This is a genomic window from Paraburkholderia lebeckiae (assembly GCF_050436225.1).
In the GTDB taxonomy this organism is placed as follows: domain Bacteria; phylum Pseudomonadota; class Gammaproteobacteria; order Burkholderiales; family Burkholderiaceae; genus Paraburkholderia; species Paraburkholderia tuberum.
The window spans coordinates 970192-995791 of sequence record NZ_JBNDLU010000001.1; the positions used below are offsets into that span (position 1 = coordinate 970192).

Consider the following 25600-nt stretch of genomic DNA (forward strand, 5'->3'; position numbering starts at 1 on the left):
GCCATGTTGGCGGCATGGGCGGCGCGCGTCTTGTTCAAAGCTGCAATGCGCGCGCGGGCCCGTCACCACGCGAGCAGCGTCATTCCCGCTCCGAGAACGCCGCCACCGACGACGCACGCCCACAGCAGCCAGCGCGTGCGCCGGTATTCGCGCGCGAGATCCGCGAGCAGTTGCGCGTTCTGCTGCGGGGTGCCGGTGCGATCGTGCTGCTGCAGATAGCGCACCGCCAGTTGCGGCACGCGCGGCAGCATATGCGCGAGATGCGGCAGCTCGTGTGACAGTCGCTTGAGCCAGCCGCGATGATCGAGATCGCGTCTCGCGTCGCGCGATATCGGCGAGCACCCCGCGCGCGATGTTCCATGTATCGATGCCCGGATGCAGCGCCCGCGCGAGCATCTCCGCCTGCTGGAACGAGCGCTGCGCGATCGCGAGCCGGCCCGGCACGTGGCCGTCGAACGGTTGCACGCCGTGCAGCAGATGATGAAACAGCGAACCCGCCGAGCGATCCTCGGGCGCCGCCGCGAAGTGCGCTTCGGCGCGCGTACGCAACTCGGCTTCGAGCAGCTCGGCGCGCGTGTCGTCCGGCACGTGGCCGGCCTCGCGATGCATGTCGGCGAGCCGCCCGTAGTCCTGGTCGAACAACGCGGTCGCGCCGTGCACGAAAAATTCGCGCTCGCCGCTCGACAGCGTCGCCATGATCGAGAACTCCGCGAGCACGAGGCGCCCGAGCGTGTCCGGCTCGATGCTGGCGCGCACGCGGCGCGCATCGAGCGTCGCGTGGAAGAAGCCATGCTCGAATGCCTGCTCGGTGACGACCTCGACGATATGCGCGGCGAGCGGCGCCAGCTTGATGCCGTGCGCGTGCAGACCGGGCAGGTCGCTCGCGGGCAGCGTGTCGATGCGCTGCATCGTCAGCGTGTGGTCGGTGCACAGTTCCCAGATCACGTCCGGCACGACGATGCGCTTGTCGCCGTCGAAATGGTGGCCGGTCTGGCTCAGGTTCGCGGCTTCGGCGCGCAGGTCGAAGCGGCGCAGGACGTCGTCGGTGAAGGTTTGCGCGAGCGCGCGCAACTGCAGCCGCCGCGCGACGCGCGACAGCTTTTCGAGCCAGCGCGCGACCCAGCGTAACAAGGCGAGTTCATCGCCGATCTGTTGCAATTGCTGCGCGCGCACGAGCTTGACGGCGACTTCGTGATGACCTTTGATCGGCATCGCGAGCCGCGCGAAATGGGTCTGCTCGGCGAAGCCGCTGCGTACCGGCACGAGGTCGACCGCGCTGAACAGCTCGCCGAGCGGCCGGCCAAACGCGCGAGTCAAAGCCAGCGCGGAGTCGTCCGGCGACAGCGGCACTTCCATGTGATCGATGGCGTCCAGCGCGTCATGCAGCGTGCCGCTCGCGAGCTCGGGGCGCCTGGCGAGCGTCTGCGCGAAGCGGCTCGCGAGCGGACCGAGCGCCGGCAGCAGACCATGCAACTGCGCGCCGCTGCGCTCCGACGCATGCACGCGGCCGATCAGTTCGATCATCCAGTGCAGCTTGTGGTCGGGCGGGGCGGCGAGCCAGATCAGGCGCGCGCCGTAACGCAGCGCATGGAACAGCAGCAGTAGACGGCGAAACAGTGGCGGCATCGGCGGTTCGGTTGACGGGCGAGGCGTTGTGCGCGGGACTCGGCCGGGCGGCGGCGTTGCGTTCGCCGCATGGCCGGCGAGTCCAGCCGTCAAGGTTAGCAGGTCGGCGCGATGGCTGGCGTGTTCGCGCAAGGGCGGCTCGATGCAAGCCGAGCGCGCCATGAACGCGCCCTCCACGCCACCTGAGCGCCACCTGCACGCCAGCACTAACAACGCGCAATACGCGTAATACAATACGGCGGCCTGCCTCAACCACGGCGAAACCCAAGCGTGCCGGCTCTCGGCCTTCTCAGATGCTCGCAGAACAACGTCATCAATACATCCTCGCGCAAGTCGCAAAGAACGGCGCGCTGTCGGTCGCCGAACTGGTGCGCGAACTGAACGTATCGCGCGAAACGATCCGTCGCGACCTCAACGCGCTGGCCGGCCGCGGCCTGCTTGTGACGACACACGGCGGCGCGTTGTCGAGCGATCGGCGCGAGCCCGATCTCGATACGCGCGAAGCCGAGAACGCCGGCGCGAAGCGTGCGATCGGCGAGCGCGCGGCCGAGTTCGTGCCGGACGGCGCATCGCTGATCATCGATTCGGGCAGCACCACGCAGTCGGTCGCGCGCGCGCTGCTCGACCGGCATCGGCTGACGGTCTACACCAACGACTGGCGCATCGCGCTGCTGCTCGGCCGACGCAACGACAATCGCGTGACGCTGCTCGGCGGCGAGCTGTCCGATATCGAAGACGCGACCTTCGGCCTCGACACGGTTCAGCAGCTCACGCAGTACCATGCCGATTTCGCGTTCATTGGCGCGGGCGGAATTTCGCCGGACGGCTATCTCACCGACTACAGCCGCATGGCGGCCGAAGTACGCAGCCGCATGATCGCCGCGGCCGACATGGTGGTCGTCGTCGCCGATCACTCGAAATTCGGACGCGTGACGCCGGTGCGCATCAACGGGATCGAGTCGGCGCGGTATCTGGTCACCGAACTGGCGCCCGAGCACGCGCTTGGCAAGGCGATCACCGCGCATGGTCCGGAGATTCTGATCGCCTGAGACGGCCTGGCGGGGCGGTTCCCGCCGCGTTCGTACCCAGCTCGCGCTGAGCGACATTCCGCGCCCGCCAAAATCTAAAGAAAAAAGCCACCCGCCCCCTCCGCAATTTCCCGACGCACCGTGCAGACATCGTCATTTTCGCCATGTACGATCCACACGGGATCGGCGCGCGGGGTCCGCTTCTGGGTGGCGCGACGAATTCCATCGGTTGGCGCGAGTTGGCAATTTGTGTCTTTTTTTGGAATTCGGCGCAATCGTCATGGCCTTGTCATCGAAACCTGTAATTCTTGCCGTGCCCGCTCAGCGCGGCAGACAGCGCGGGTGTGGTAGGGGGCTGTCAGTCAGACTGGGCGAGAAGCGGCAAAGTTGTCTGCAATCTGCAATCCACGACACACCGGCGCGGCAACCGCAGCGGGCAACACGCAAGCGTGCCGCCGTTCAATCACTGCAGGTATGGGTTATCCCGACCGTCTGGTTTTTAGCTTCGGAGAGAGCGACATGAAAAAGACGAATTCCCTTCACGCTGCGGCCGGCCTCGCGCGCAAACTGCTGCCGGCGCTGGTCGCCGCGGCCGCGTTCGGCGGTGCCGCGATGCAGGCTCATGCGGCCGACGCCGTCGTGCTGTACACGGCCGACGGCCTCGAAAATCTGTACAAGGATGTGCTGCCGGCCTTCGAAAAGAAGGAGGGCGTGAAGGTCAATATCGTCACGGCGGGTAGCGGCGAAGTCGTGAACCGCGCGACCATCGAGAAGGATCAGCCGAAGGCCGACGTGCTCGTCACACTGCCGCCGTTCATTCAGCAGGCCGACCAGAGCGGCCTGCTGCAGGCGTACCAGAGCGCCAACTACAAGAACGTGCCGGCCATCGCGAAGGCGCCGAACGGCGCGTGGGCGACCTTCGTGAACAACTACTTCTCGTTCGCGATCAACCCCGAAGTCACGAAAACCCAGCCGAAGACGTTCGCGGACCTGCTGCACCCGGACTTCACCGGCAAGGTCGCGTATTCGAATCCGGCGACCGCCGGCGACGGCATGGCGGTGATCATCCTGACCTCGTCGCTGATGGGCGAAGACCAGGCATTCGACTATCTGAAGAAGCTCGAGCAGAGCGCCAAGTTCCACACCAAGGGCACGGGCTATCTCGACGTACTGCTGTCGCGTAACGAGATCGCGGTCGCCAACGGCGATCTGCAGATGGATCTCGACGACGCGGCCAACGGCGGCCTGTCGCTGAAACCGGTGTTCCTCGCCGCCACGCCCGGCGGTCAGCCGACCACGTTCCAGCTGCCGTACGCGATCGCGCTGATCAAGAACGGTCCGAACCAGGCCGAGGGCAAGAAGCTGATCGACTATCTGATGTCGACGCAAGTGCAGTCGAAGGTGCCGGACATCTTCGGCATTCCGGCTCGCAGCGACGTGCCGCTCGCCGGCAAGAACGGCGAAGCGGTCAAGCAGGCGATCAGCGGCGTCAAGCTGATTCCGGTCGACTGGAACCACGTGATGGCGAAGAAGGCCGACTGGACCGCGCGCTGGAAGAGCGACGTGATCGGTTCGTCGGGCAAAGAGATCGAAGTGGTCAAGCCGAAGTAAGTCGATTCAGTCGGCGCTTCGCACGTAATGCGCGGCGCCGCATCAGCATTAATCCTGTTGGAGGACGACTCCGGTGAATACGGCCAGTCTCGCTCACCCCACTGCGCCTGGCGCTCCGCTGGATGCGCTCGACGCCGCGCGTTCGGACGCGCCCGGCGGCGTGCAGATCGATCACCTGACGGTGCGCTTCGGCGCGCGCACGGTGCTCGACGATCTGTCGTTGACCATCCGGCGCGGCGAGTTGCTCACCGTGCTCGGGCGCAGCGGCTGCGGCAAGACGACCTTGCTGCGCTTCATCGCGGGCTTCATCGAGGCCGACGGTCTGGCCGGCACGCTGACGGTGGCCGGCCGCGATCTGACGCACATGCCCCCGCACAAGCGCAACCTCGGACTGCTGTTCCAGAGCTACGCGCTGTTTCCGCATCTGACGGTATTCGAGAACGTCGCGTTCGGGTTGCGCGCGCGGCGTATTCCGGCGCGCGACGTCGCGCGCCGCGTCGCCGAGGTGCTGAAGCTCGTGCAGCTCGGCGATGCCGGTCACGTGATGCCCGCGCAACTGTCGGGCGGCATGCAGCAGCGCGTGGCGCTCGCCCGCGCGCTCGTGATCGAGCCCGACGTGCTGCTGCTCGACGAACCGCTGTCCGCGCTCGATGCCAATCTGCGCGCGTCGGTGCGCTCCGAACTGAAGGCGCTGCATGAACGTCTGCCGAATCTGACGATCGTCTGCGTGACGCACGATCAGGACGACGCGCTCGTGCTGTCCGACCGCACGCTGCTGATGCGCGATGGCCATATCGCGCAGCTCGGGACGCCGCAGCAGCTGTACGACTCGCCGGCCGACGGCTTCGTCGCGCGCTACCTCGGCGCGGCCAATCTGCTGCCGCCGCAGGTCGCGTTCGGCATGGACGACGCGCGCTACAACGAGCGCGAACGTGTCGCGTGTCTGCGTCCGGAGGCGCTGCGCATCGTGCCGCTCGGAGAGGGGCAGTTGCACGGCGCGATCGCGTCGGTCGAGTGGTACGGCGCGGCCTTGTCGGTATCGGTCGTGCTCGATGCGCTGCCGAACGACCCCGTGCTCGTCACGATGCAGCGTGGTCTCGGCATGACGCCGGAGAAGGGCGCGCGTGTTTCCCTGCGTTACGAGGCTGGCGATGTCGTCCTTATCAAGCCCTGATACGTCCAACCCGCTCGACCTTGCCACGCAAGCCGAGGTCGAAGCCGCCGCCGCGCGCCGTCTCGCGAGCGCGGCGGCGCACGCGGCCGCCGTCAAGCGGCGCGAGCGCCTCGCGCAATGGCATCTGCTGTTCATTGCAGTCGTGGTGCTCGGACCGCTCGTCATCTATCCGCTGGTGCGGCTCGTGATGCTGAGTCTGACCGGCGCGCATGGCCTGTCTGGCCACGCGTACGTAATGTTCTTCGGTAACCCCGAAACGCGCGGCGTGATCGGCACCACGCTCGGCATCCTGTTCGCGAGTGCGAGCCTGGCGTCGCTGCTCGGCGTGGCGCTCGCGTCGCTGCTGTTCTTCAAGCCGTTTCCGGGCGCGCGCCTGGTCACGCGCTTTCTCGAACTGTTCGTCGCGTTCCCGTCGTTTCTGGTCGCGTTCACGCTGATCTTTCTGTACGGCTCGCAAGGCTCGGTCAGCATCGGGCTGCAGCGGCTGTTCAATCTGCAGGCGCCGCCGCTCGATTTTCTGTTCGGCATCGGCGGCGTGATTCTCGCGGAAGTCGTGTTCTATACGCCGTTCGTCGTACGTCCGACGTTGGCATCGTTCGCGCTGCTCGACCAGCGACTGATCGAAGCCGCGCGCAGCCTCGGCGCGAACGGCCTGATGGTCGCGTTCAAGGTGATCCTGCCGCTCGCGTGGCCGGGCATCGCGGCCGGCACGATCCTGTGTTTTCTGCTGACGCTCAACGAGTTCGGCATTCTGCTGGTGCTCGGCAGCGCCCATCTGATCACGCTGCCGGTCGCGATCTACAGCGCCGCCACTGTCGATCTCGATCTGCCGACCGCCGCCGCCGGCGCGGTCGTGATGCTGTTGATGTCGTTGTCGTTGTACGCGTTGTACCGGCGCGTCAATCGTCGCAAGGTGAAAGGAGCCGGTCATGGCCGTTGAACTCGATCCGACCGTGCTGCCGGTCATGCACAAGAAGGGCCGGCCGGTGCGGCACAGTCTCGCGGTGCGACTGCTCGGCGGTCTGTTTCTCGGCTTTGCCGCGCTGCTGTGCTTCTGGCTGTTCGTGCTGCCGGTGTTGGTCGTCGCGCTATCGAGCGTCGCGTCGCACTGGTCCGGCACGATCCTGCCCGACGGCTTCAGCATGCGCTGGTTCGAGCGCCTCGGTTCGAGCGACTTCGACGCGCTGACCACCAGCCTCGAAGTCGGCATGGGCGTCGCGGTGCTCGGCACGATCCTCGGTTTGTGGCTGGCGCTCGCGCTCGAAGGACGCGACCGGCGCGGCCTCGGCGCCGTCGTCGACACGATCGCGATGATGCCCAACGGCGTGCCGAGCGTCGTGCTCGGCCTCGCGGTGCTGATCGCGTATCACAAACGGCCGCTCGATCTGTCGAGCTCGGCGGCGATCGTGGTGTTCGTGCAGCTCGCGCTGGTACTGCCGTTCTGCTACCGCTGCGCGGCCGCCGCGCTGCGCCCGGAGCTGACCGTGTTGCGCGAAGCGGCCGCGAGCCTCGGAGCGCCGCCGTCGATGGTGCTGCGTCGCGTCGTGTTGCCGCAACTGGTGCCGGCGATACGCGCGAGTCTCGCGCTCGGCTTTGCGCTGTCGCTCGGCGAACTCGGCGCGACGTTGACCGTATATCCGCCAGGCTTCGCGACGGTGCCGATCGTCGTCGTCGGGCAGGTGGAACGCGGCTATTACCTGCCGGCTTCCGCGCTGTCGCTGATTCTGCTGCTGGTCTCGCTGGTCGCTCTGCTGCTGATCGCGGCGCGCGCTCCGCGGCGCCGGATCGACTGAGCCGACTGAGCCGACTGATCGGCGAACGATTTGGTTGATCCGAAGCACGCGCGCGAACCGGTGAGCATCGATGTAGATGTGGCAAAAGTTGCCAAAATGACCGAATATATGCACTCTGCTTCCGTCGATCCGATCGAGGTCGTGCGCCGCCACTCGCTGACGACGCTGGTGCGCGACGAGATCGAGCGGCATATCGTCGGCGGCATGCTGGCGCCGGGCGACAAGCTCAACGAAGCCGACTGGGCGGCGCGATTGCTGGTGTCGCGCGGGCCGGTGCGGGAGGCGTTTCGCGCGCTAGAGCAGGCGGGTCTGGTGCGCACCGAGAAGAATCGCGGCGTGTTCGTGCGGACGGTGTCGCTCGCGGAGGCGGACGAGATTTACGCGGTGCGCGCGGTGCTCGAAGAGGGGGCGTGCCGGATGCTCGCGTCGAGCATCGATGCGGGCAAGCTCGCGGTGCTGCGCGACTGGGTCGACGCGATGCGCGCGGCGCTCGCGTCGCACGATCACGATGCGTATGCGCGCGCGAACCTCGCGTTTCACGATGGGCTGGTCGCGGCGGCGGGCAACACGAAGTTGTACGACACGTATCGCAGGCTCGTCAGCGAGTTGAGCCTGTTTCGGCGAGCGGCGCTAAACGTGCAGGCCGACGCGATGGCGCGCTCGCTCGCCGAGCATCGCGCGATTCTGACAGCGCTCGCGTCGCGCGATGCGGAGCAGGCCGCGCAGTCGATGCGCGCGCATGTGCAGGGCGGGTTGCAGCGCGCGCATGCGGCCTGCGAGGCGGCGGGCGATGCGGCGCACGAGCAGCGCCTCCCGGCGGGCACGCGAGCGGCCGGCTCGCGCGGGCGATGACGGCGCGGCGATGAAGCCGAGGCAAGCGCACCGGCAAACGCCGCGGCAGCTTCGCCCCACGAACAGACAGCCCGGCGATGAAGCCTTCAATGACAACCCGGCAATGGAAAACCACGCGATGACACACCCCGAGCAACGCACGATCGAAGTCAACGGCCGGAGCTACCGGCTGCCTTCGCAACCGACGGTCGTCGTCTGTGTCGACGGCTGCGAGTTTGCGTATCTGGAAGCGGCGGTCGCGGCCGGCGTCGCGCCGTTCATCGCTTCGATGCTCGAGGGCGGCGCGGCGTTTCGCGGCGACTGCGTGATCCCGTCGTTCACGAACCCGAACAACCTGTCGATCGTGACCGGCGTATTGCCGTCCGTGCATGGCATCTGCGGCAACTACTTCTGGGACACCCACGCGAACGACGGCGCGGGCGCGGCGGTGATGATGAACGATCCCGCCTACCTACGCGCGCCCACGCTGCTCGCGGCCGCCGCCGACGCGGGCGCCGCGGTCGCCGTCGTCACCGCGAAGGACAAGCTGCGCGGGCTGCTCGGCTCGCAGTTGAAGGGCATCTGCTTTTCGGCGGAGAAAGCCGACAAGGTGACGCGCGAGGAAAACGGCATCGACGACGTGCTCGATCTGGTTGGCCTGCCATTGCCCGACGTGTATAGCGCGGGGTTGTCGGAATTCGTGTTCGCGGCCGGCGTGCGGCTCGCGCGGACACGCAAGCTCGACCTCATGTATCTGTCGACGACCGACTATATCCAGCACAAATGGGCGCCCGGCACCGAAGGCGCGAACGCGTTCTACGCGATGATGGACGGCTATCTCGCGAAGCTCGACGCGCTCGGCTGGGTGATCGGCCTCACCGCCGATCACGGTATGAACGCGAAGCACGATCCGCAAACCGGCGAGCCGAACGTGATCTATCTGCAGGACTTGCTCGACGACTGGCTCGACGCCTCGACGGCGCGCGTGATTCTGCCGATCACCGATCCGTACGTCGTGCATCATGGCGCGCTGGGTTCGTTCGCGACGGTCTATTTGCCGCGCGAGGTCGATGCTGCGTCCGTGATTGCGCGGATCGGCCGCCTGCCGGGAATCGAAGTCGTGCTCGATCGACGCGCCGCGTGCGCGCGCTTCGGGCTGCCTGAGGATCGCATCGGCGATCTGGTCGTGATCGGCACGAAGCATGTGGTGCTCGGCACGCGGCGCGACGAGCACGACCTGTCCGGGCTCACCGTGCCGTTGCGCTCGCACGGCGGGATTTCCGAGCAGGAAGTGCCACTGCTGTTCAACCGGCGCGTTCAGCCATCAGCCACCGGCAGCGAAGGCAAACGGCTGCGCAATTTCGATATCTTCGACGTCGCGCTCAATCGCGTGTCGACATCATGAACACGGCGCCGCGGGACCATCCTGAGTTCCGCGCCGAAGCGCTGCGGTTGAGCGGCGAGCGCGCGACGCGCGCCCGGACGCTCGACGTGTTCGATCCTTATACCGGCATGCGCGTCGGCACGGCGCCCCTCGCCAGCATCGACGTTCTCGCAGCGCGAGCCGCTCGCGGGCGTGATCGGCCGCGTCGCCGACTTGGTGTCGCCGGTCATCGCGTTCGACACGCTCGACGATGCGATTCGCATCAGCAACGGACGCCGTTCGGGCTGTCGTCGTGCGTGTGTACGAACCGGCAGGACGCGATCACGCGGTTCATTAATGAGCTGCGCGTGGGCACCGTCGACGTGTGGGAAGTGCCGGGCTACCGGATCGAGATGACGCCGTTCGGCGGCATCAAGGATTCAGGGCTAGGCTAGAAGGAAGGCGTTCAGGAAGCGATGAAGAGCTTTACCAATCTGAAGACGTTTTCATTACCTTGGGAGTAACAGGTGGCATTGAGTCTCGACGATATCCGTGTGCTCTTCGAGCGACACGGCAGCCTCGCGTATAGCGGCGAGCCGGTGACGCAGCTCGAACACGCGTTGCAGAGCGGCGTGCTCGCCGAGGCGGAAGGCGCGAGCGACGAACTGGTCGCCGCGGCGTTCTTGCACGACCTCGGCCATCTGCTGAACCTTCAAGGGGAGACGCCGACGGAACGGGGTGTCGACGATCTGCATCAGTATTTCGCCTTGCCGTTTTTGCGGCCGGTGTTGTCGGATGCGGTGCTGGAGCCGATTCGTCTGCACGTCGACGCGAAGCGCTGCCTGTGCGCGATCGACGCCACCTATTTTGGCCAGCTGTCCGCCGACTCGGTGCGCAGCTTGCAATTGCAGGGCGGGGTCTTCAGCAGGGAAGAGGCGCAGGCGTTTATTCAGAAACCGTACGCCGAAGACGCGATGCGTTTGCGCCGATGGGACGATCGCGCGAAAGAGCAGGATCGCGCGACGCCGGGGATCGACCATTATTTGGCCGTGGTCGAACGGGCGATGCGCGCGCATGCGACTGCATGAGTCGAGGTGATTTGGGTCGCGGTAGGTTGCGCGCCGCGCGGTCAAAATATCGCTTGCAAGTCCCGATGTCGGCGACTAGAATTCCGCTCTTTCGTGCTCCGGACGCCGGGGTGCGGAGAAGCGGGAAGCCTTTGATGGCGAGGGTTTCAGCGGGGTGGGCAGGTAAGCGGGTGATAAAAACCTGTTGACGATCCGGCGGAAGTTCTCCATAATCCCGTTTCTCTGCTGCAGACGCAGCGACGCAAACGAAGCAGTGCCGGGCAGGAGTGGTTCAGGCGCGGCGGGTTTGGCGGACCGATCTTTAAAAACTAACAGCCGATAAGTGTGGGCGCTTGATGCGGAATGCGGCGGCGGATTCTCCGGAGTCTGCTGCCAGGCAGAAGTATCAGCAGCCTCACACAGTATTAGAGGAAGGTTTGTCTGTCGGAAGGCGGACTGATCATCGTCAGTACGTTGAGTGAGCGACCGGGTTCGAGAGAGCCCGAAAACAGTAACAGGTTTGAACTGAAGAGTTTGATCCTGGCTCAGATTGAACGCTGGCGGCATGCCTTACACATGCAAGTCGAACGGCAGCACGGACTCCGGTCTGGTGGCGAGTGGCGAACGGGTGAGTAATACATCGGAACGTGTCCTGGAGTGGGGGATAGCCCGGCGAAAGCCGGATTAATACCGCATACGCTCGGGAGAGGAAAGCGGGGGATCTTTCGGGACCTCGCGCTCAAGGGGCGGCCGATGGCAGATTAGGTAGTTGGTGGGGTAAAGGCCTACCAAGCCGACGATCTGTAGCTGGTCTGAGAGGACGACCAGCCACACTGGGACTGAGACACGGCCCAGACTCCTACGGGAGGCAGCAGTGGGGAATTTTGGACAATGGGCGCAAGCCTGATCCAGCAATGCCGCGTGTGTGAAGAAGGCCTTCGGGTTGTAAAGCACTTTTGTCCGGAAAGAAAACCTCGTGGCTAATATCCGTGAGGGATGACGGTACCGGAAGAATAAGCACCGGCTAACTACGTGCCAGCAGCCGCGGTAATACGTAGGGTGCGAGCGTTAATCGGAATTACTGGGCGTAAAGCGTGCGCAGGCGGTGCTGTAAGACCGATGTGAAATCCCCGGGCTTAACCTGGGAACTGCATTGGTGACTGCAGCGCTGGAGTATGGCAGAGGGGGGTGGAATTCCACGTGTAGCAGTGAAATGCGTAGAGATGTGGAGGAACACCGATGGCGAAGGCAGCCCCCTGGGCCAATACTGACGCTCATGCACGAAAGCGTGGGGAGCAAACAGGATTAGATACCCTGGTAGTCCACGCCCTAAACGATGTCAACTGGTTGTCGGGCCTTCATTGGCTTGGTAACGTAGCTAACGCGTGAAGTTGACCGCCTGGGGAGTACGGTCGCAAGATTAAAACTCAAAGGAATTGACGGGGACCCGCACAAGCGGTGGATGATGTGGATTAATTCGATGCAACGCGAAAAACCTTACCTACCCTTGACATGTATGGAATCCTGCCGAGAGGCGGGAGTGCCCGAAAGGGAGCCATAACACAGGTGCTGCATGGCTGTCGTCAGCTCGTGTCGTGAGATGTTGGGTTAAGTCCCGCAACGAGCGCAACCCTTGTCCCTAGTTGCTACGCAAGAGCACTCCAGGGAGACTGCCGGTGACAAACCGGAGGAAGGTGGGGATGACGTCAAGTCCTCATGGCCCTTATGGGTAGGGCTTCACACGTCATACAATGGTCGGAACAGAGGGTTGCCAAGCCGCGAGGTGGAGCCAATCCCAGAAAACCGATCGTAGTCCGGATCGCACTCTGCAACTCGGGTGCGTGAAGCTGGAATCGCTAGTAATCGCGGATCAGCATGCCGCGGTGAATACGTTCCCGGGTCTTGTACACACCGCCCGTCACACCATGGGAGTGGGTTTTACCAGAAGTGGCTAGTCTAACCGCAAGGAGGACGGTCACCACGGTAGGATTCATGACTGGGGTGAAGTCGTAACAAGGTAGCCGTATCGGAAGGTGCGGCTGGATCACCTCCTTTCCAGAGCTATGCATTCATTGCACTCAAGTGCTCACGCTTATCGGCTGTGGTTAATGGCAGCAACGCAGACAGACAGCAGGGGTCTGTAGCTCAGCCGGTTAGAGCACCGTCTTGATAAGGCGGGGGTCGATGGTTCGAATCCATCCAGACCCACCAGTGTCGTGTCGGGTGAGCTGAAGGGCTGGGGCCGCTGGAATGGCTGTGGGACTGGGGGATTAGCTCAGCTGGGAGAGCACCTGCTTTGCAAGCAGGGGGTCGTCGGTTCGATCCCGTCATCCTCCACCAATCCTCAATGCGCAGTGTTCTGCCTGCAGGCAGAGCGTTGCGCATTGGCGATTGAGCCAGTCAGGGCGGTATGAGGCAGAGGCTTCATACCGGCTGTCGTTCTTTAACAATCAGGAAGAAGTAGTAAAGAGATTCACGAAAGCATGCCTGGAGATGGGTGTGTGAGTAGGTGAATCAGGGTTGTGATTGTATCGATGTATTTTAAAGGTGATCGAGAGATCGCTTTGGAATACGGCGCAACACGAATACTCAACCTGTAGCGAGTGCGTCTGTCCCCTCCGGGGATGGGACCCACGTAAGCGCTAAAGCGCTCACGTGGGTCGACCCAGAGACACACCCGTTATAGGGTCAAGCGAACAAGTGCATGTGGTGGATGCCTTGGCGATCACAGGCGATGAAGGACGCGGTAGCCTGCGAAAAGCTCCGGGGAGCTGGCAAACGAGCATTGATCCGGAGATGTCCGAATGGGGAAACCCACTCCTAATGGGGAGTATCCGCAGCTGAATCCATAGGCTGCGTGAGGCGAACGCGGTGAACTGAAACATCTAAGTAACCGCAGGAAAAGAAATCAACCGAGATTCCCAGAGTAGTGGCGAGCGAAATGGGATCAGCCGGTACACGTTATCTGTATTGTTAGTCGAACGCTCTGGAAAGTGCGGCCATAGCAGGTGATAGCCCTGTAGACGAAAACAGCATGGAAGAACTGGGTGTACGAGAAGTAGGGCGGGACACGTGAAATCCTGTCTGAAGATGGGGGGACCATCCTCCAAGGCTAAATACTCGTGATCGACCGATAGTGAACCAGTACCGTGAGGGAAAGGCGAAAAGAACCCCGGGAGGGGAGTGAAACAGATCCTGAAACCGCATGCATACAAACAGTCGGAGCCTCTGCGAAGGGGTGACGGCGTACCTTTTGTATAATGGGTCAGCGACTTACATTCAGTGGCGAGCTTAACCGATTAGGGCAGGCGTAGCGAAAGCGAGTCCGAACAGGGCGTCCAGTCGCTGGGTGTAGACCCGAAACCAGGTGATCTATCCATGGCCAGGTTGAAGGCACGGTAACACGTGCTGGAGGACCGAACCCACTAACGTTGAAAAGTTAGGGGATGAGCTGTGGATAGGGGTGAAAGGCTAAACAAACCTGGAAATAGCTGGTTCTCTCCGAAAACTATTTAGGTAGTGCCTCGTGTATCACCTTCGGGGGTAGAGCACTGTCATGGTTGTGGGGTCCATTGCGGATTACTACGCCATAGCAAACTCCGAATACCGAAGAGTGCAATCACGGGAGACAGACATCGGGTGCTAACGTCCGGTGTCAAGAGGGAAACAACCCAGACCGCCAGCTAAGGTCCCCAAATATGGCTAAGTGGGAAACGAAGTGGGAAGGCTAAAACAGTCAGGAGGTTGGCTTAGAAGCAGCCATCCTTTAAAGAAAGCGTAATAGCTCACTGATCGAGTCGTCCTGCGCGGAAGATGTAACGGGGCTAAGCCATATACCGAAGCTGCGGATGCACAGTAATGTGCATGGTAGGAGAGCGTTCCGTAAGCCTGCGAAGGTGCACTGGAAAGTGTGCTGGAGGTATCGGAAGTGCGAATGCTGACATGAGTAGCGATAAAGGGGGTGAAAGGCCCCCTCGCCGTAAGCCCAAGGTTTCCTACGCAACGTTCATCGGCGTAGGGTGAGTCGGCCCCTAAGGCGAGGCAGAAATGCGTAGCTGATGGGAAGCAGATTAATATTTCTGCACCATTGTGAAATGCGATGGGGGGACGGATCGCGGAAGGTTGTCCGGGTGTTGGAAGTCCCGGTCCTTGCATTGGAGAAGGCGCTTTGGCAAATCCGGGCGCGTAATTCAAGGGTGCGAGGCGAGCCACTTCGGTGGCGAAGCAACTGGAAGGGGTTCCAGGAAAAGCCTCTAAGCTTCAGTTTCACAGTGACCGTACCGCAAACCGACACAGGTGGGCGAGATGAGTATTCTAAGGCGCTTGAGAGAACTCGGGAGAAGGAACTCGGCAAATTGGTACCGTAACTTCGGGATAAGGTACGCCCTGGTAGCCTGACTGGCCTGCGCCAGAAGGGTGAAGGGGTTGCAATAAACTGGTGGCTGCGACTGTTTAATAAAAACACAGCACTCTGCAAACACGAAAGTGGACGTATAGGGTGTGACGCCTGCCCGGTGCCGGAAGATTAAATGATGGGGTGCAAGCTCCTGATTGAAGTCCCGGTAAACGGCGGCCGTAACTATAACGGTCCTAAGGTAGCGAAATTCCTTGTCGGGTAAGTTCCGACCTGCACGAATGGCGTAACGATGGCCACACTGTCTCCTCCCGAGACTCAGCGAAGTTGAAGTGTTTGTGATGATGCAATCTCCCCGCGGCTAGACGGAAAGACCCCATGAACCTTTACTGTAGCTTTGCATTGGACTTTGAACCGGTCTGTGTAGGATAGGTGGGAGGCTATGAAGCGTGGACGCCAGTCTGCGTGGAGCCGTCCTTGAAATACCACCCTGATCTGTTTGAGGTTCTAACCTTGGCCCGTGATCCGGGTCGGGGACCGTGCATGGTAGGCAGTTTGACTGGGGCGGTCTCCTCCCAAAGTGTAACGGAGGAGTACGAAGGTACGCTAGGTACGGTCGGAAATCGTGCTGATAGTGCAATGGCATAAGCGTGCTTGACTGTGAGACTGACAAGTCGAACAGGTGCGAAAGCAGGTCATAGTGATCCGGTGGTTCTGTATGGAAGGGCCATCGCTCAACGGATAAAAGGTACTCTGGGGATAACAGGCTGATACCGCCCAAGAGTTCATATCGACGGCGGTGTTTGGCACCTCGATGTCGGCTCATCTCATCCTGGGGCTGTAGCCGGTCCCAAGGGTATGGCTGTTCGCCATTTAAAGAGGTACGTGAGCTGGGTTTAAAACGTCGTGAGACAGTTTGGTCCCTATCTGCCGTGGGCGCTGGATATTTGAAGGGGGCTGCTCCTAGTACGAGAGGACCGGAGTGGACGAACCTCTGGTGTACCGGTTGTCACGCCAGTGGCATCGCCGGGTAGCTATGTTCGGAAGAGATAACCGCTGAAAGCATCTAAGCGGGAAACTCGCCTTAAGATGAGATATCCCCGGGGCTTCGAGCCCCTTGAAGGGTCGTTCAAGACCAGGACGTTGATAGGTCAGGTGTGCACGTACAGTAATGTACTGAGCTAACTGATACTAATTGCCCGTAAGGCTTGATCCTATAACAGGTGTGTCTCGACCCGCGTTAGTGCTTCAGCACTTGCGCGGGTCCGATCCCCGAAGGGGATTGGTGTGAACTCCCGCGGGAGCTAACAGAAACGCACGGTTGGGATTCAGTGTTGTGCCAGAAACAACACAACCCCCCACACGAATCCTTTACGCTTCTTCCCGATTGGCTGTGGCGCAACCGGTTGACTCCAACCCTGCGACGCAGCAACCCGTCATGCCTGATGACCATAGCGAGTCGGTCCCACCCCTTCCCATCCCGAACAGGACCGTGAAACGACTCCACGCCGATGATAGTGCGGATTGCCCGTGTGAAAGTAGGTAATCGTCAGGCTCCCCCCCACGTCAGAAACCCCACCCGCCGCGGTGGGGTTTTTGCGTTTACGCGGCCCAAATCAACAGCAACATCGACAGAGATGATTGTAAGGTAAGCGCCCGGTGAGTAAGCACCTCACGACGACCGTCGTAGACGGCGGCGAGAACCGACATCAAAGTGGTGCCCATCATTTTCGATTTGATGGACATCACTGTGACAGAGTCGGAAGCCAGGCCGGGTAGCCGCAAGGGACGCCCGAATTATGATCGCGAGTTTCGACGCCGGCTTGCGGCCGCGGCATGTGAGCCTGGTGCGTCGGTCGCGAAGCTGGCGCGGGACAATGGCATCAATGCAAACATGCTGTTTGCCTGGCGGCGTCGCTATCGCGAGCAATTGCAGGCGGAAACGACGTGCCTGATTCCAGTGGCGGTGGTTCATGAGACGCCGCCGCAGCGCGTGGCGATGCCCCCAGATGCAAGGGACGTCTGCAACCGGACTGCACGAGCCGGGACGATCGAGATCCGGTTCGGTGACGTGGTAGTCAAGGTCAACGGCGTTGTCGACGCCGACACGCTACGCGTCGTCCTGGGGAGCGTGCGATCGTGATCTCTCTACCCACGGGTACACGCGTCTGGCTGGTGGCAGGCGTCACCGACATGCGCTGCGGGTTCCAGGGGCTGGCGGCAAAGGTGCAGACGGCGCTCGAGGACAATCCGCTGGGTGGCAACGTGTTCATCTTCCGGGGCCGGCGCGGCGATCTCGTGAAGGTCATGTGGGCGACCGAAGACGGGCTCTGGCTTCTTGCGAAGCGGCTTGAGCGTGGTCGCTTCGTCTGGCCACACGCCGATGGCGGCAAGGTCCATCTGACGGCGGCGCAACTGTCGAGGTTGCTCGAAGGCATCGATTGGCGGCAGCCGCGTCGTACGGCTGCGCTGTCGATGTTGTAAACCGCGAGGAAGGCTCGTAAACTGCGCCACATGTCGAACGGCGCTGAACTTCCTGACGATGTTGCAACCCTGCGGGCCTTGCTGGTCGAGGCGCGTGCCCAGCTTGCCGAACGCGATCTGGAGATCGGGCAGCTCAAGGCGCAGATCGACAGGCTCAAGCGCATGCAGTTCGGACGCAAGTCCGAGCAGTTGGACCGGGAGGTCGCGCGGCTCGAAACCGCGCTCGAGGACTTGACCGGTGAGCGTGGTGTCGCTGACGTGCGACGCGCCCACGAATCAGGCGCGAGCACGCCTGTGGGCGACGCATCGCCGAAAGAAGCGCTGCCGCCGCATCTGCCACGCGAAGAACGCGTACTCGACGCCGACGCGACCTGCCCGAAGTGCGGCAGCGCCATGCAGCCGCTCGGAGAAGACGTGTCCGAGCAGCTCGCCCGCGTCGCGGCAATGTTCAAGGTGATCCGCACGATCCGGCGCAAGACGGTCTGTCCGTGCGGCCACCACTTCTCGCAGCCGCCCATGCCCGGCCTGCCGATCACGCGCAGCATTGCCCATCCGAGCCTGCTGGCCGACATCCTCGTCTCGAAGTACGCTGACCACGCGCCGTTGTACCGGCAGTCGCAGATTGCCGCGCGCGACGGCGTGAAGCTGGATCCGGCCAGCATGGGACGCTGGGTCGGCCAGTGCGAGGCCCTTTGCGTGCCGCTGACCGAGGCGCTGCGCCGCCACACGATGGCACCGTCGAAGCTGCACGCGGATGACACGCCGATCCCGGTGCTCGAGCCGGGCAGGAAGAAGACAAGGACCGGGCGACTGTGGGTGTATGTGCGCGATGACACCCGTTCGGGCTCGACCGAACCGGCCGCGGTGTGGTTTGCTTACTCGCCCGACCGCAAAGGCATCCACCCCCAGACCCATCTCGCTGGATTCGAGGGCATCCTGCAGGCCGACGCCTACAGTGGCTTCAACGAACTGTACGAGAGCGGCAAGATCCGTGAAGCTGCATGCTGGGACCACGCGAGACGGTACCTCTACGACGTGCATGCCCGAACGCCTACCGAGGCGACCCGAGAGGTGCTCGAACTGATCGGTGGACTTTACGGCATCGAGGCGGACATCCGTGGCAAACCCGCTGCTGAACGGCTGTGCGTGCGGCAGGAGAAAAGCGTGCCGCTGCTCGCGACCATCAGGACGTGGATGACGGACAAGCTCGCAACGCTGTCGAAGAAATCCGAACTGGCCAAAGCGATCCGTTACTCGCTCAACCAGTGGGACGCGCTCGCGCTGTACTGCGAAGAGGGTCGTGCTGAGATCAGCAACGCCCTGGCCGAAAACGCGCTGCGCTGTGTGAGTCTGGGCCGCAAGAACTTCCTGTTCGCCGGCTCCGACAGCGGAGGCGAGCGGGCAGCCGCGATGTACGGTCTGATCGGCACATGCAAGCTCAACGGGATCAACCCGCGCGCCTACCTCGAATACGTCCTGACCCATATCGCTGACCATCCCATTAACCGCATCGACGAACTGTTGCCCTGGAACGTGGCCACGAAGCTGCCTCGGCAGTCTGGCCCATCGGCGTCTGCTGACACGTAACCCGATTCCCGATCATGCCTCACGCGGGCGCCGCGTTGCGGACGGCCGTCGCGAGGTGCTTACCCCGGTGAAGGCCCGGGAGCGAGCTGGCTAGCTGCTGCGATCAGGCAACGCGGGAGTCCAGCGGTGAGGGAGTAACTGTTCAATATCAGCAGCGCGATGTGTTGGCAGGCGCGTGAGCACGTCCTTCAGATAGGTGAGCGGTTCATGCCCGTTCAGTTGCGCCGACCGGATCAGGCTCATGATGGCAGCGGCACGTTTGCCGGCACGAAGTGAGCCCGCGAACAACCAGTTTTTTCTCCCAGTTGCCCAGGGCCAGATCTGATTTTCCACCCAGTTATTGCACATTGGCACATCTCCATCGTCGATGTAGCACGTGAGCGCCTCCCAGCGATTGAGGCTGTAGTCGATGGCTTTCGCGATTCCTGAACCTTCTGGAACCAGACGCCGCTGCGCACTCATCCACACGTGCAGCGCATCCATGACCGGTCGAGAATGGGCCTGCCGCAGTGCACGGCGTGCATCGGAATCTAGCACTGCTGCTTCACGTTCGACTTCACAGGGCGCCAAAGTATTTCAACGATTGCCCGCCGATCTCGCTTTGATAGTTTGCATGCAGCTCGAAGAACGCGCGACGCGCGTGCGCACATGCGCTCAATCCGCTACAGCGGCAGATGATCGGCGAACTTCGATACCAGCACCAAAGCGAGCAGCGCGGCAGTGGGAATGCCCTTGTCGATGACGTGCGCGGGCACGGGCACGGGCTCCTGTGTCAGCGTCTCGCATTGACGGCACACCCACTTGCCGCGGATATGCCGCTCGACCGTGAACACGCCCGGCATGTAGTCAAGCTTCTCGCTGATGTCTTCGCGAACGCGCTCAAGCTCGCAGCCGCATTGGCACGTCGTGGCATCCGGATCGTGATGAATGTCGGTTCGTGGCAGATGCGCGGGCAACGGCGCGCGTCGGAGACGTTGCTGTCGTGATTTGCGCTCGGGCGTATCCGGCTGAAGCTGCTCGAGCTCGGCTTCGATCGCGGCCAGATCCGTATCGCTCGCCTCGTCAAGCAGGCTCATCTGTTCTGTATTGAGCTGCTCGCTGCGCTTGCCAAACTGTTGCCGTTTGATGACTGAGAGCTCATGTGTGAGCTGGTCGATGCGGGTTTGCCGATCCCGCAACTCCCGTTCCTTCTCACCAACTTCGTGTTCCTTGTCCGCGAGCTGAACAGCCAGATGCGCAGCCAGTGCGCGAAGCGGGTCGGCGCTGAGCGTGGTATGGCGAGGCCGACGGGCAGGTCCATGACACCAAGTCTGCCAGACACGCAACGCATCACAAAGCAAAGCTGTTTTCGTCCGCGTCGGCCTCACATCACGGTAATCGCGTGATCGTTGGCCAGCGTGCGTCACGGCAGTCCCGTCACCAGTGCCCGTAACTGTTCGTCATTGAGTGGCAGTGAAACGGACTGCTCGCCGTAGCTTCAGATGAATCGCCCGCGATTCAGGCGCCGGGTGGCCAGCGAGATCCCCAGTTCATCGTAGGCCAGCACCTTCATTCGCGTCGAATGCCGGTTGGCAAACAGATAGGCATGGTGGGGGCGCGCCGCGCCGAATATCTTGACCACACGCGCAAGCAGCGTATCGGCGCCCGCGCGCATGTCCACGGGCTCGGTCGCCAGCCAGATCGCGTCAATGCGGATCATCGCAACCACCCCTGTAGCCATGCCGCGCATTCATCGGCCGCCGCCAGCGGCCAGTAGAGCGTAATCGTGGCAGCAGCGCGGCGAATCTCGATGCGGATCTCGCCTCGATCAGTCGGAACAGCTGGCGCTTGCAGTTGTAGTGGCACGAATGCCGCCGCAGGTGGCGGCTGCGCTTCGTCCGGCGCCGGCTGGCCGCTCGCACGCTCTCGCGCTGCCACCACCCACCGGCGCAGCAGGTTTGCGTTCAGGCGGTAATGCAGCGCCACCGCCGCGAACGACACGTGCGGCTGCATTGCCGCCCGTACCGCCATCTCCTTGAATTCCCGGCTGTGTTTGCGACGCTCTATTGCCGGCACCACTCCATCATCAACCCGATCGTTGTCCGCCATTGTGTACACGTGTCCAACATTCCGGGGTCGGTTCATTTTTTGATGGACACGATGCTGCTATGGCACACCACTGACCTCAACGTGACTTCACCGGACCCTTACCCGGTGTCGCCGTCGACACCGTCTATTCCATCCCGGACGGTCAGTTGAAACTCCCCCACTTATGGTCGCGCAAATTCCCCCACCCTGTGCAGCAGGACTAAGGGTTTATTTAGCTGGTTTTCGTTTTTCTCGCAAGCGTTTCAGCGGCCTCTTTAAGGCGATAGCTGCGACCATCGAACTCGAGCAGATGGCAGTGATGCATGAGCCGGTCGAGGATCGTGGTGCTCATCGTGTAGTCGCCCAGGTATGCGCCCCAATCCTGCACAACGCGGTTGGATGTGACGACAACGCTGCGATGCAGTTTGTAGCGTTGATGGATCAGGGTTTGCAGCAGCGCGCCCGCGGCATCGGGGATCGTGCGCGACAGGAACAGGTCGTCCAGTACGAGCAGTTCGCTCTCGAGAGTGGCTCGCAGCCGGGCTTCGCGCTGGGCAGTCGGGCTCAGCGCGTAACGGTTAAAGAAGTCGTCGGTCTCAAGATACTGAACCTTGTGGCCTTGCAGGACGGCCTGGTAGGCGACGGCCTTCGCAACGTGCGATTTGCCGGTGCCAGGTTTGCCGATGATCAGCGCGTTGTCGCCGGCCGCGATGAACTTTAGCGTGTGTAGCTGGAAGCAGGTCTGGCGAGGCACTTTGGGATTGAAGCCCCAGTCGAATTCCGCGAGCGTGAGTTTCTCTTCGAGGCCGGAGAGCTTGTAGCGGCGTTCGATGAGCCGTGACTGGCGGCGATCCAGTTCGTCCTGCAGGATCAGTGCAAAGGTTTCAAGGAACGGCTGCTGGGAGCCTTGTGCCTGCAGCACGCGCGTTTCGAGCGTGTCACGCACGCCGGACAGGCGAAGCTGTCCGAGCGCCCGTTCGATTTCCGGTAATGTCATGGTCATGCCTGCGTTTCTCCCGTCGGAGGTTGAGGTTCGGCGCCGTGCTGCGCACCGAGGGTAAAGAGTTCGCCGTATTCGGCGGCAGGACGGATCAGCGGGTGGTCCTGCGTGAGAGGCAGTTCGAGTTGCGGTGCCTGATCGAGACGCTCGAGTGCCTGTTCGAACAGCTGCTCGACGATCGCGCGCACCTGTTTGTACCGGTAGACGTGATGACGTAACGCGTGGTCGCAGGCCTGTTCAACGAGCCGGGCTGGATACTTCTTCGCCAGACCGACGATGCCCCACATGGCGCGATGGCCGACGCGACCTTCGCTGTCGAACATGTGTTGGCAAAGCGCCTTTGTTTGCGGACCGATGTCGCCAGCGCTCGCGAGCAGGAAGGCGCTCTGGCGGGACGGATTGAACGGGCGTTCGTCTTCGGGCAGTTCAAGCGAACCGGCCTGCAGGGCGCGGGGATGGGTGCGCAGCAAGGCCTGCGTACGGCGATCGCGAATCTCGATGGTGGAATCGTAGATCCGCACTGAAACGAGACTACCGATCGGTGCGGGTCGTGCCGCATAGTTGCTGCGATCGATGTTGACAGTGGTGTCGTCCCAGACGGTACGCACGACCTCCATGAAGTAGCGAAAGCCGGTGGTCGGCAACGCCCGCAGATGCGGCCTCTCCTCCTGGAACATGGCCTCGACCTGACGCCGGGTGCTGCCATGAATGCGTTTGGCCGCCCAGTTCGCCTCCCAGTGCATCAGGAATTCGTTCTGGGCTTCGAGCGACTCGAAACGGCGGCCGGCGAGCGCGGTGCCCTGCGTATGTTGAATCGCGTTCTCGACGGTCCCCTTTCGATTCGGGTCGCGCACTCGGGCAGGGTCGGCGACGACGCCGTAATGCTCGAGCATCGCCTCATAGAGCCGGTTGATCTCGGGTTCGTACAGATCGGGCGTGATGACGCCCTCCCGGAGATTGTCCAGGACGACATAACTGACAGCGCCGCCGAAGTAGCGGAAGGCTTCTTCGTGAAGCTGGGCCCAGACCTGCTTGCTGGACTTCCAGACCACGCGCCGGAAACTGCGCCGCGAATACCGCAGGGTCATCACGAACAACCGCGGGCGTCGGTAGCGGCCGGTCTTCGGATCGCGGGTCAGTGCGCCTTCGCCATAGTCCACTTGAGCTTCTTCGCCGGGGGCGAACGCGAGACGATCGAACTGCTCGGGATCAATGTGGCGCAAGGCGCGCACGAAACGCTTGACGCTCCCGTAGCTCGCGGTGAATGCGAACTGATCGGCCAGATCCTGATAGATCGCCTGCGCGTTGCGCCTCAGGCGGACCTGCTGCTCGATCCATTCGCGGTGTGGTTCGCTTGCCGAGCGGGCGAAATTGAACGTTGTGGCCGCGCTGGAATCGGCGGTTGCCGGTGGTCGCGACGGTGGGGGAGTTTGCGGTTCAGCGGTTTCAGAGCCGGTGGTCGCCGTGGGGGAGTTTGCTGCAGCGGACTTCTCGGACTCGAAGATCGCCTGATAGCGACGGATCGTCTTGCGGTCGATGCCCGTGAGCCGCTGGATCTTGTTACGCTCTAGTAGTGTGAATACGGTGCTTTGCAGGTGCGGCTTCAAGACGTTCACTCCCTGAACTCCTTCTTGTTCAAAGGAGACGAAGATAGACGTCCTGCAACACCTCTCCCGGCAGCTTTAGTGGCTCAGCCGACGGTCGTCAGGTGGGGGAGTTTGAAGTGACCATACCCGGGGGAGTTTGACCGACCGCCGGGGGGTTCCATCGATGACGCTCGCGCTGCATGTTCGGTTACCTAACGGTGTCGAACTCAACTTCGGCGAGGCTGGAGTCGAAGAGATCACGACGATCATCCAGGTGCTGGGGAGGCTGCCGTGTTCCGGTTTGACGAAGGTCTGAACGTCTATCTGCACCGCGATCCCGTCGATTTCCGATGCGGAATGAACAGCCTGTCGATTCTCGTGGAGCAGGCGATGGGCCTCAACCCCATGGATTCGTCGCTCTACGTGTTCACGAATCGGCGATGTGATCGTATCAGGATCTTGGGCTGGGATCACAACGGGTCCTGGCTATTGCTCAGGAGACTCGAAGAGAAGGAGTCTGGCCCGAAGGTAGCACCGGGGTCGTCACGCTGGACGTAGAGCGGTTGCAGTGGCCACTCAAGGGCGCTGACGTTGCCGCGCTTCGGCGCCATCCGAAACGACATTATGCCCGTGTGAGTTGAACACGACATTGGCATGCCGGTCCAAGCGACATGCCGATCAACATCACCCTCTCTGCCGACGAGTTCAAGGCACTCCCGGCGACGCGCGAGGAGCACGCTGCGCTTCAGGGGGAACGTGACGGGCTGCGCAGCACGCTGCGACTCGTGACAGCAGAGCGTGACCTCGCCGGGGAGCACATACGGGCCTACCGCCGTGAGCTGTTCGGTGCCGAGTGCGAAGCGCGGGATTCTGATCAATTCGGCTTGTTCAACGAAGCCGAAGCGCTCGGTGCGAACGCCACGCCCGCGCGGGAAGACACACCGGAAACGACGGTTGGCGCGCACATGCGCAAGAAGCGCGGCCACCGCAAGCCGCTCGATCCGAGTCTGCCGCGCGATGTCGTGCGGCACGAACTGCCCGCAGCCGATCGTTTCTGCGCCAACGACGCTCACGCGCTTGTAGAGATCGGAGTTGAAACCAGCGAGCAGCTCGACGTGATTCCAAAACAACTCCGCGTCATCCAGCACCAGCGCGTCAAGTATGCCTGCCCGTGCTGAGATCCTGGCATCAAGGTCACGCCAGCGCAGCCGCGCATCATCCCGCGCGGACTCCTGAGCGAATCGGCGCTAGCGTGGATCGCTGCCAGCAAGTATCAGTTCGGGATGCCACTCTACCGTCAGGCCGGCCTGCTGCGACGCTTCGGCGGTGACATCTCGTCGAACACCATCGCCGCGAGCATCGTCCGTGTCGGACTCGCGACGCAACCTGTGATCAACCTGATGCGCGATGCACTGCTCGATGCGGAGCTGATCTACTGCGACGAGACGACGTTCCAGGTCCTGAAGGAGAAGGGCCGCAAGCCTCAGACGAAGAGCTATCTCTGGTCGCAGATGACGGATGCGGGGAATCCGATCCGTGGCTTCACCTATACGCCTGGATGCGGCGCGCAGTTGGTAGACAAACTGTTCACGGGCATCCGTAAGGGCGCTGTCCTGATGACCGATGGCTATGGACCCTATAACGGTATCCGCCGAGCGATACCAGCTCGTGCACCTTGGATGCCGGGTTCACTGCCGGCGCTACTTCGTCAAGGCAGAGGAAAATGTGCCCAAAGCTGCGCACCCGCCCGATCTGCTCGCGACGCGCTTCATCAAGCTGATCGGAAAGTTGTTCGTTGCCAAGGCGGGAGCGCGAAATGGAACCTGCGCGAGCAGTGGCCGAAGCTGATCGTTTATGTCGGGAATGGTGACTGGCCCATATCGAATAGCGACTGTGCAAATTCGATCCGTCCGTTTGTGATCGGGAGGCGCGGCTGGTTGTTCAGCGACACGGTTGAAGGCGCGACTGCGAGCGCCAATCTAATCGTTCGTGAAGATCGTGAAGCGACAATTGCGCCGCCTGTATGGAC

16 protein-coding genes, 2 tRNA genes, 3 rRNA genes and 5 pseudogenes are annotated in these 25600 nt (G+C 62.4%); 20 read left to right on the forward strand and 6 right to left on the reverse strand.

Annotated elements, in window-relative coordinates:
• Positions 1 to 62: 62 nt before the first annotated feature.
• Positions 63 to 1626, reverse strand: a pseudogene (locus OKW45_RS04645) (ABC1 kinase family protein).
• A gap of 293 nt (positions 1627 to 1919) precedes the next feature.
• Between OKW45_RS04645 and OKW45_RS04650 the strand changes: the two are divergent.
• The 17 genes and pseudogenes from OKW45_RS04650 to tnpC (OKW45_RS04730) all read left to right on the forward strand — a co-directional run bounded on the left by OKW45_RS04650 (position 1920) and on the right by tnpC (OKW45_RS04730) (position 18918).
• Positions 1920 to 2675: a DeoR/GlpR family DNA-binding transcription regulator gene (locus OKW45_RS04650; protein WP_018425038.1), complete on the forward strand. Its 756-nt coding sequence runs from the start codon at positions 1920 to 1922 to the stop codon at positions 2673 to 2675.
• A gap of 498 nt (positions 2676 to 3173) precedes the next feature.
• Complete coding sequence (phnS, locus tag OKW45_RS04655; RefSeq protein ID WP_429466254.1) at positions 3174 to 4265, forward strand: 2-aminoethylphosphonate ABC transporter substrate-binding protein; 1092 nt, start codon at positions 3174 to 3176, stop codon at positions 4263 to 4265.
• A 73-nt stretch (positions 4266 to 4338) separates the two neighbouring features.
• Complete coding sequence (phnT, locus tag OKW45_RS04660; RefSeq protein WP_018425040.1) at positions 4339 to 5439, forward strand: 2-aminoethylphosphonate ABC transport system ATP-binding subunit PhnT; 1101 nt, start codon at positions 4339 to 4341, stop codon at positions 5437 to 5439.
• A complete protein-coding gene (locus OKW45_RS04665) occupies positions 5417 to 6379 on the forward strand; it encodes a 2-aminoethylphosphonate ABC transporter permease subunit (protein WP_429466255.1) in 963 nt (320 codons plus the stop codon). Before phnT ends, OKW45_RS04665 begins: the two co-directional genes overlap by 23 nt.
• Positions 6369 to 7232, forward strand: coding sequence for a 2-aminoethylphosphonate ABC transport system, membrane component PhnV (gene phnV, locus OKW45_RS04670; protein ID WP_018425042.1), 864 nt, complete (start codon positions 6369 to 6371; stop codon positions 7230 to 7232). The genes OKW45_RS04665 and phnV overlap by 11 nt, the downstream gene beginning before the upstream one ends.
• Positions 7233 to 7328: 96 nt before the next feature.
• Positions 7329 to 8084, forward strand: a complete 756-nt coding sequence (locus tag OKW45_RS04675; RefSeq protein ID WP_429466257.1) for a phosphonate utilization associated transcriptional regulator — start codon at positions 7329 to 7331, stop codon at positions 8082 to 8084.
• A gap of 118 nt (positions 8085 to 8202) precedes the next feature.
• The gene (gene phnA / locus OKW45_RS04680) at positions 8203 to 9468 is read left to right on the forward strand and encodes a phosphonoacetate hydrolase (protein WP_429466259.1); all 1266 of its coding nucleotides are present in this window, start codon (positions 8203 to 8205) and stop codon (positions 9466 to 9468) included.
• A gap of 195 nt (positions 9469 to 9663) precedes the next feature.
• Positions 9664 to 9950, forward strand: a pseudogene (locus tag OKW45_RS04685) (aldehyde dehydrogenase family protein); the annotation flags it as partial.
• Positions 9951 to 9953: 3 nt separating this feature from the next.
• Positions 9954 to 10514, forward strand: a complete 561-nt coding sequence (locus tag OKW45_RS04690; protein WP_429466261.1) for a phosphonate degradation HD-domain oxygenase — start codon at positions 9954 to 9956, stop codon at positions 10512 to 10514.
• A gap of 501 nt (positions 10515 to 11015) precedes the next feature.
• Positions 11016 to 12548 (forward strand): 16S ribosomal RNA (locus OKW45_RS04695).
• Between the two features lie 79 nt (positions 12549 to 12627).
• Positions 12628 to 12704 (forward strand) — tRNA-Ile (locus OKW45_RS04700).
• A gap of 53 nt (positions 12705 to 12757) precedes the next feature.
• Positions 12758 to 12833, forward strand: a tRNA-Ala gene (locus OKW45_RS04705).
• Positions 12834 to 13179: 346 nt separating this feature from the next.
• Positions 13180 to 16063 (forward strand): 23S ribosomal RNA (locus OKW45_RS04710).
• A gap of 225 nt (positions 16064 to 16288) precedes the next feature.
• Positions 16289 to 16402: ribosomal RNA gene (gene rrf / locus OKW45_RS04715) — 5S ribosomal RNA — on the forward strand.
• The 16S, 23S and 5S rRNA genes sit together here with 2 tRNA genes alongside, the layout of an rRNA operon.
• 159 nt (positions 16403 to 16561) lie before the next feature.
• Positions 16562 to 16990, forward strand: a complete 429-nt coding sequence (tnpA, locus tag OKW45_RS04720) for an IS66-like element accessory protein TnpA (RefSeq protein WP_429466263.1) — start codon at positions 16562 to 16564, stop codon at positions 16988 to 16990.
• Positions 16987 to 17331 carry an IS66 family insertion sequence element accessory protein TnpB gene (gene tnpB / locus OKW45_RS04725; protein ID WP_429466265.1) on the forward strand — a complete coding sequence of 115 codons (345 nt, stop codon included), beginning with the start codon at positions 16987 to 16989 and terminating at the stop codon, positions 17329 to 17331. The genes tnpA and tnpB (OKW45_RS04725) overlap by 4 nt, the downstream gene beginning before the upstream one ends.
• 30 nt (positions 17332 to 17361) lie before the next feature.
• Entirely contained in the window at positions 17362 to 18918 is a 1557-nt protein-coding gene (gene tnpC / locus OKW45_RS04730) for an IS66 family transposase (RefSeq protein WP_429466267.1), read from the forward strand.
• Positions 18919 to 19008: 90 nt separating this feature from the next.
• Here the strand turns inward: tnpC (OKW45_RS04730) and OKW45_RS04735 are convergent.
• From OKW45_RS04735 to istA, 5 genes and pseudogenes are all read right to left on the reverse strand, one after another.
• Positions 19009 to 20243 (reverse strand): annotated as a pseudogene (locus tag OKW45_RS04735) (IS66 family transposase).
• A gap of 152 nt (positions 20244 to 20395) precedes the next feature.
• On the reverse strand, positions 20396 to 20617 hold the full coding sequence (gene tnpB, locus OKW45_RS04740; RefSeq protein WP_018420754.1) for an IS66 family insertion sequence element accessory protein TnpB: 222 nt from the start codon (positions 20615 to 20617) through the stop codon (positions 20396 to 20398).
• Entirely contained in the window at positions 20614 to 21006 is a 393-nt protein-coding gene (locus tag OKW45_RS04745; protein ID WP_429466269.1) for a transposase, read from the reverse strand. The genes tnpB (OKW45_RS04740) and OKW45_RS04745 overlap by 4 nt, the downstream gene beginning before the upstream one ends.
• A gap of 211 nt (positions 21007 to 21217) precedes the next feature.
• Positions 21218 to 21988 carry an IS21-like element helper ATPase IstB gene (gene istB / locus OKW45_RS04750; protein ID WP_429466271.1) on the reverse strand — a complete coding sequence of 257 codons (771 nt, stop codon included), beginning with the start codon at positions 21986 to 21988 and terminating at the stop codon, positions 21218 to 21220.
• The gene (gene istA / locus OKW45_RS04755) at positions 21985 to 23601 is read right to left on the reverse strand and encodes an IS21 family transposase (protein ID WP_429466273.1); all 1617 of its coding nucleotides are present in this window, start codon (positions 23599 to 23601) and stop codon (positions 21985 to 21987) included. The genes istB and istA overlap by 4 nt, the downstream gene beginning before the upstream one ends.
• A 154-nt stretch (positions 23602 to 23755) precedes the next feature.
• Here istA and OKW45_RS04760 point away from each other — a divergent pair.
• The 3 genes and pseudogenes from OKW45_RS04760 to tnpC (OKW45_RS04770) form a co-directional block, all read left to right on the forward strand.
• Positions 23756 to 23887, forward strand: a pseudogene (locus tag OKW45_RS04760) (transposase); the annotation flags it as partial.
• A complete protein-coding gene (gene tnpB, locus OKW45_RS04765; protein WP_162633968.1) occupies positions 23863 to 24129 on the forward strand; it encodes an IS66 family insertion sequence element accessory protein TnpB in 267 nt (88 codons plus the stop codon). The pseudogene OKW45_RS04760 and the gene tnpB (OKW45_RS04765), both read left to right, overlap by 25 nt.
• A gap of 113 nt (positions 24130 to 24242) precedes the next feature.
• A pseudogene (gene tnpC / locus OKW45_RS04770) lies at positions 24243 to 25553 on the forward strand (IS66 family transposase); the annotation flags it as partial.
• Positions 25554 to 25600: the final 47 nt, after the last annotated feature.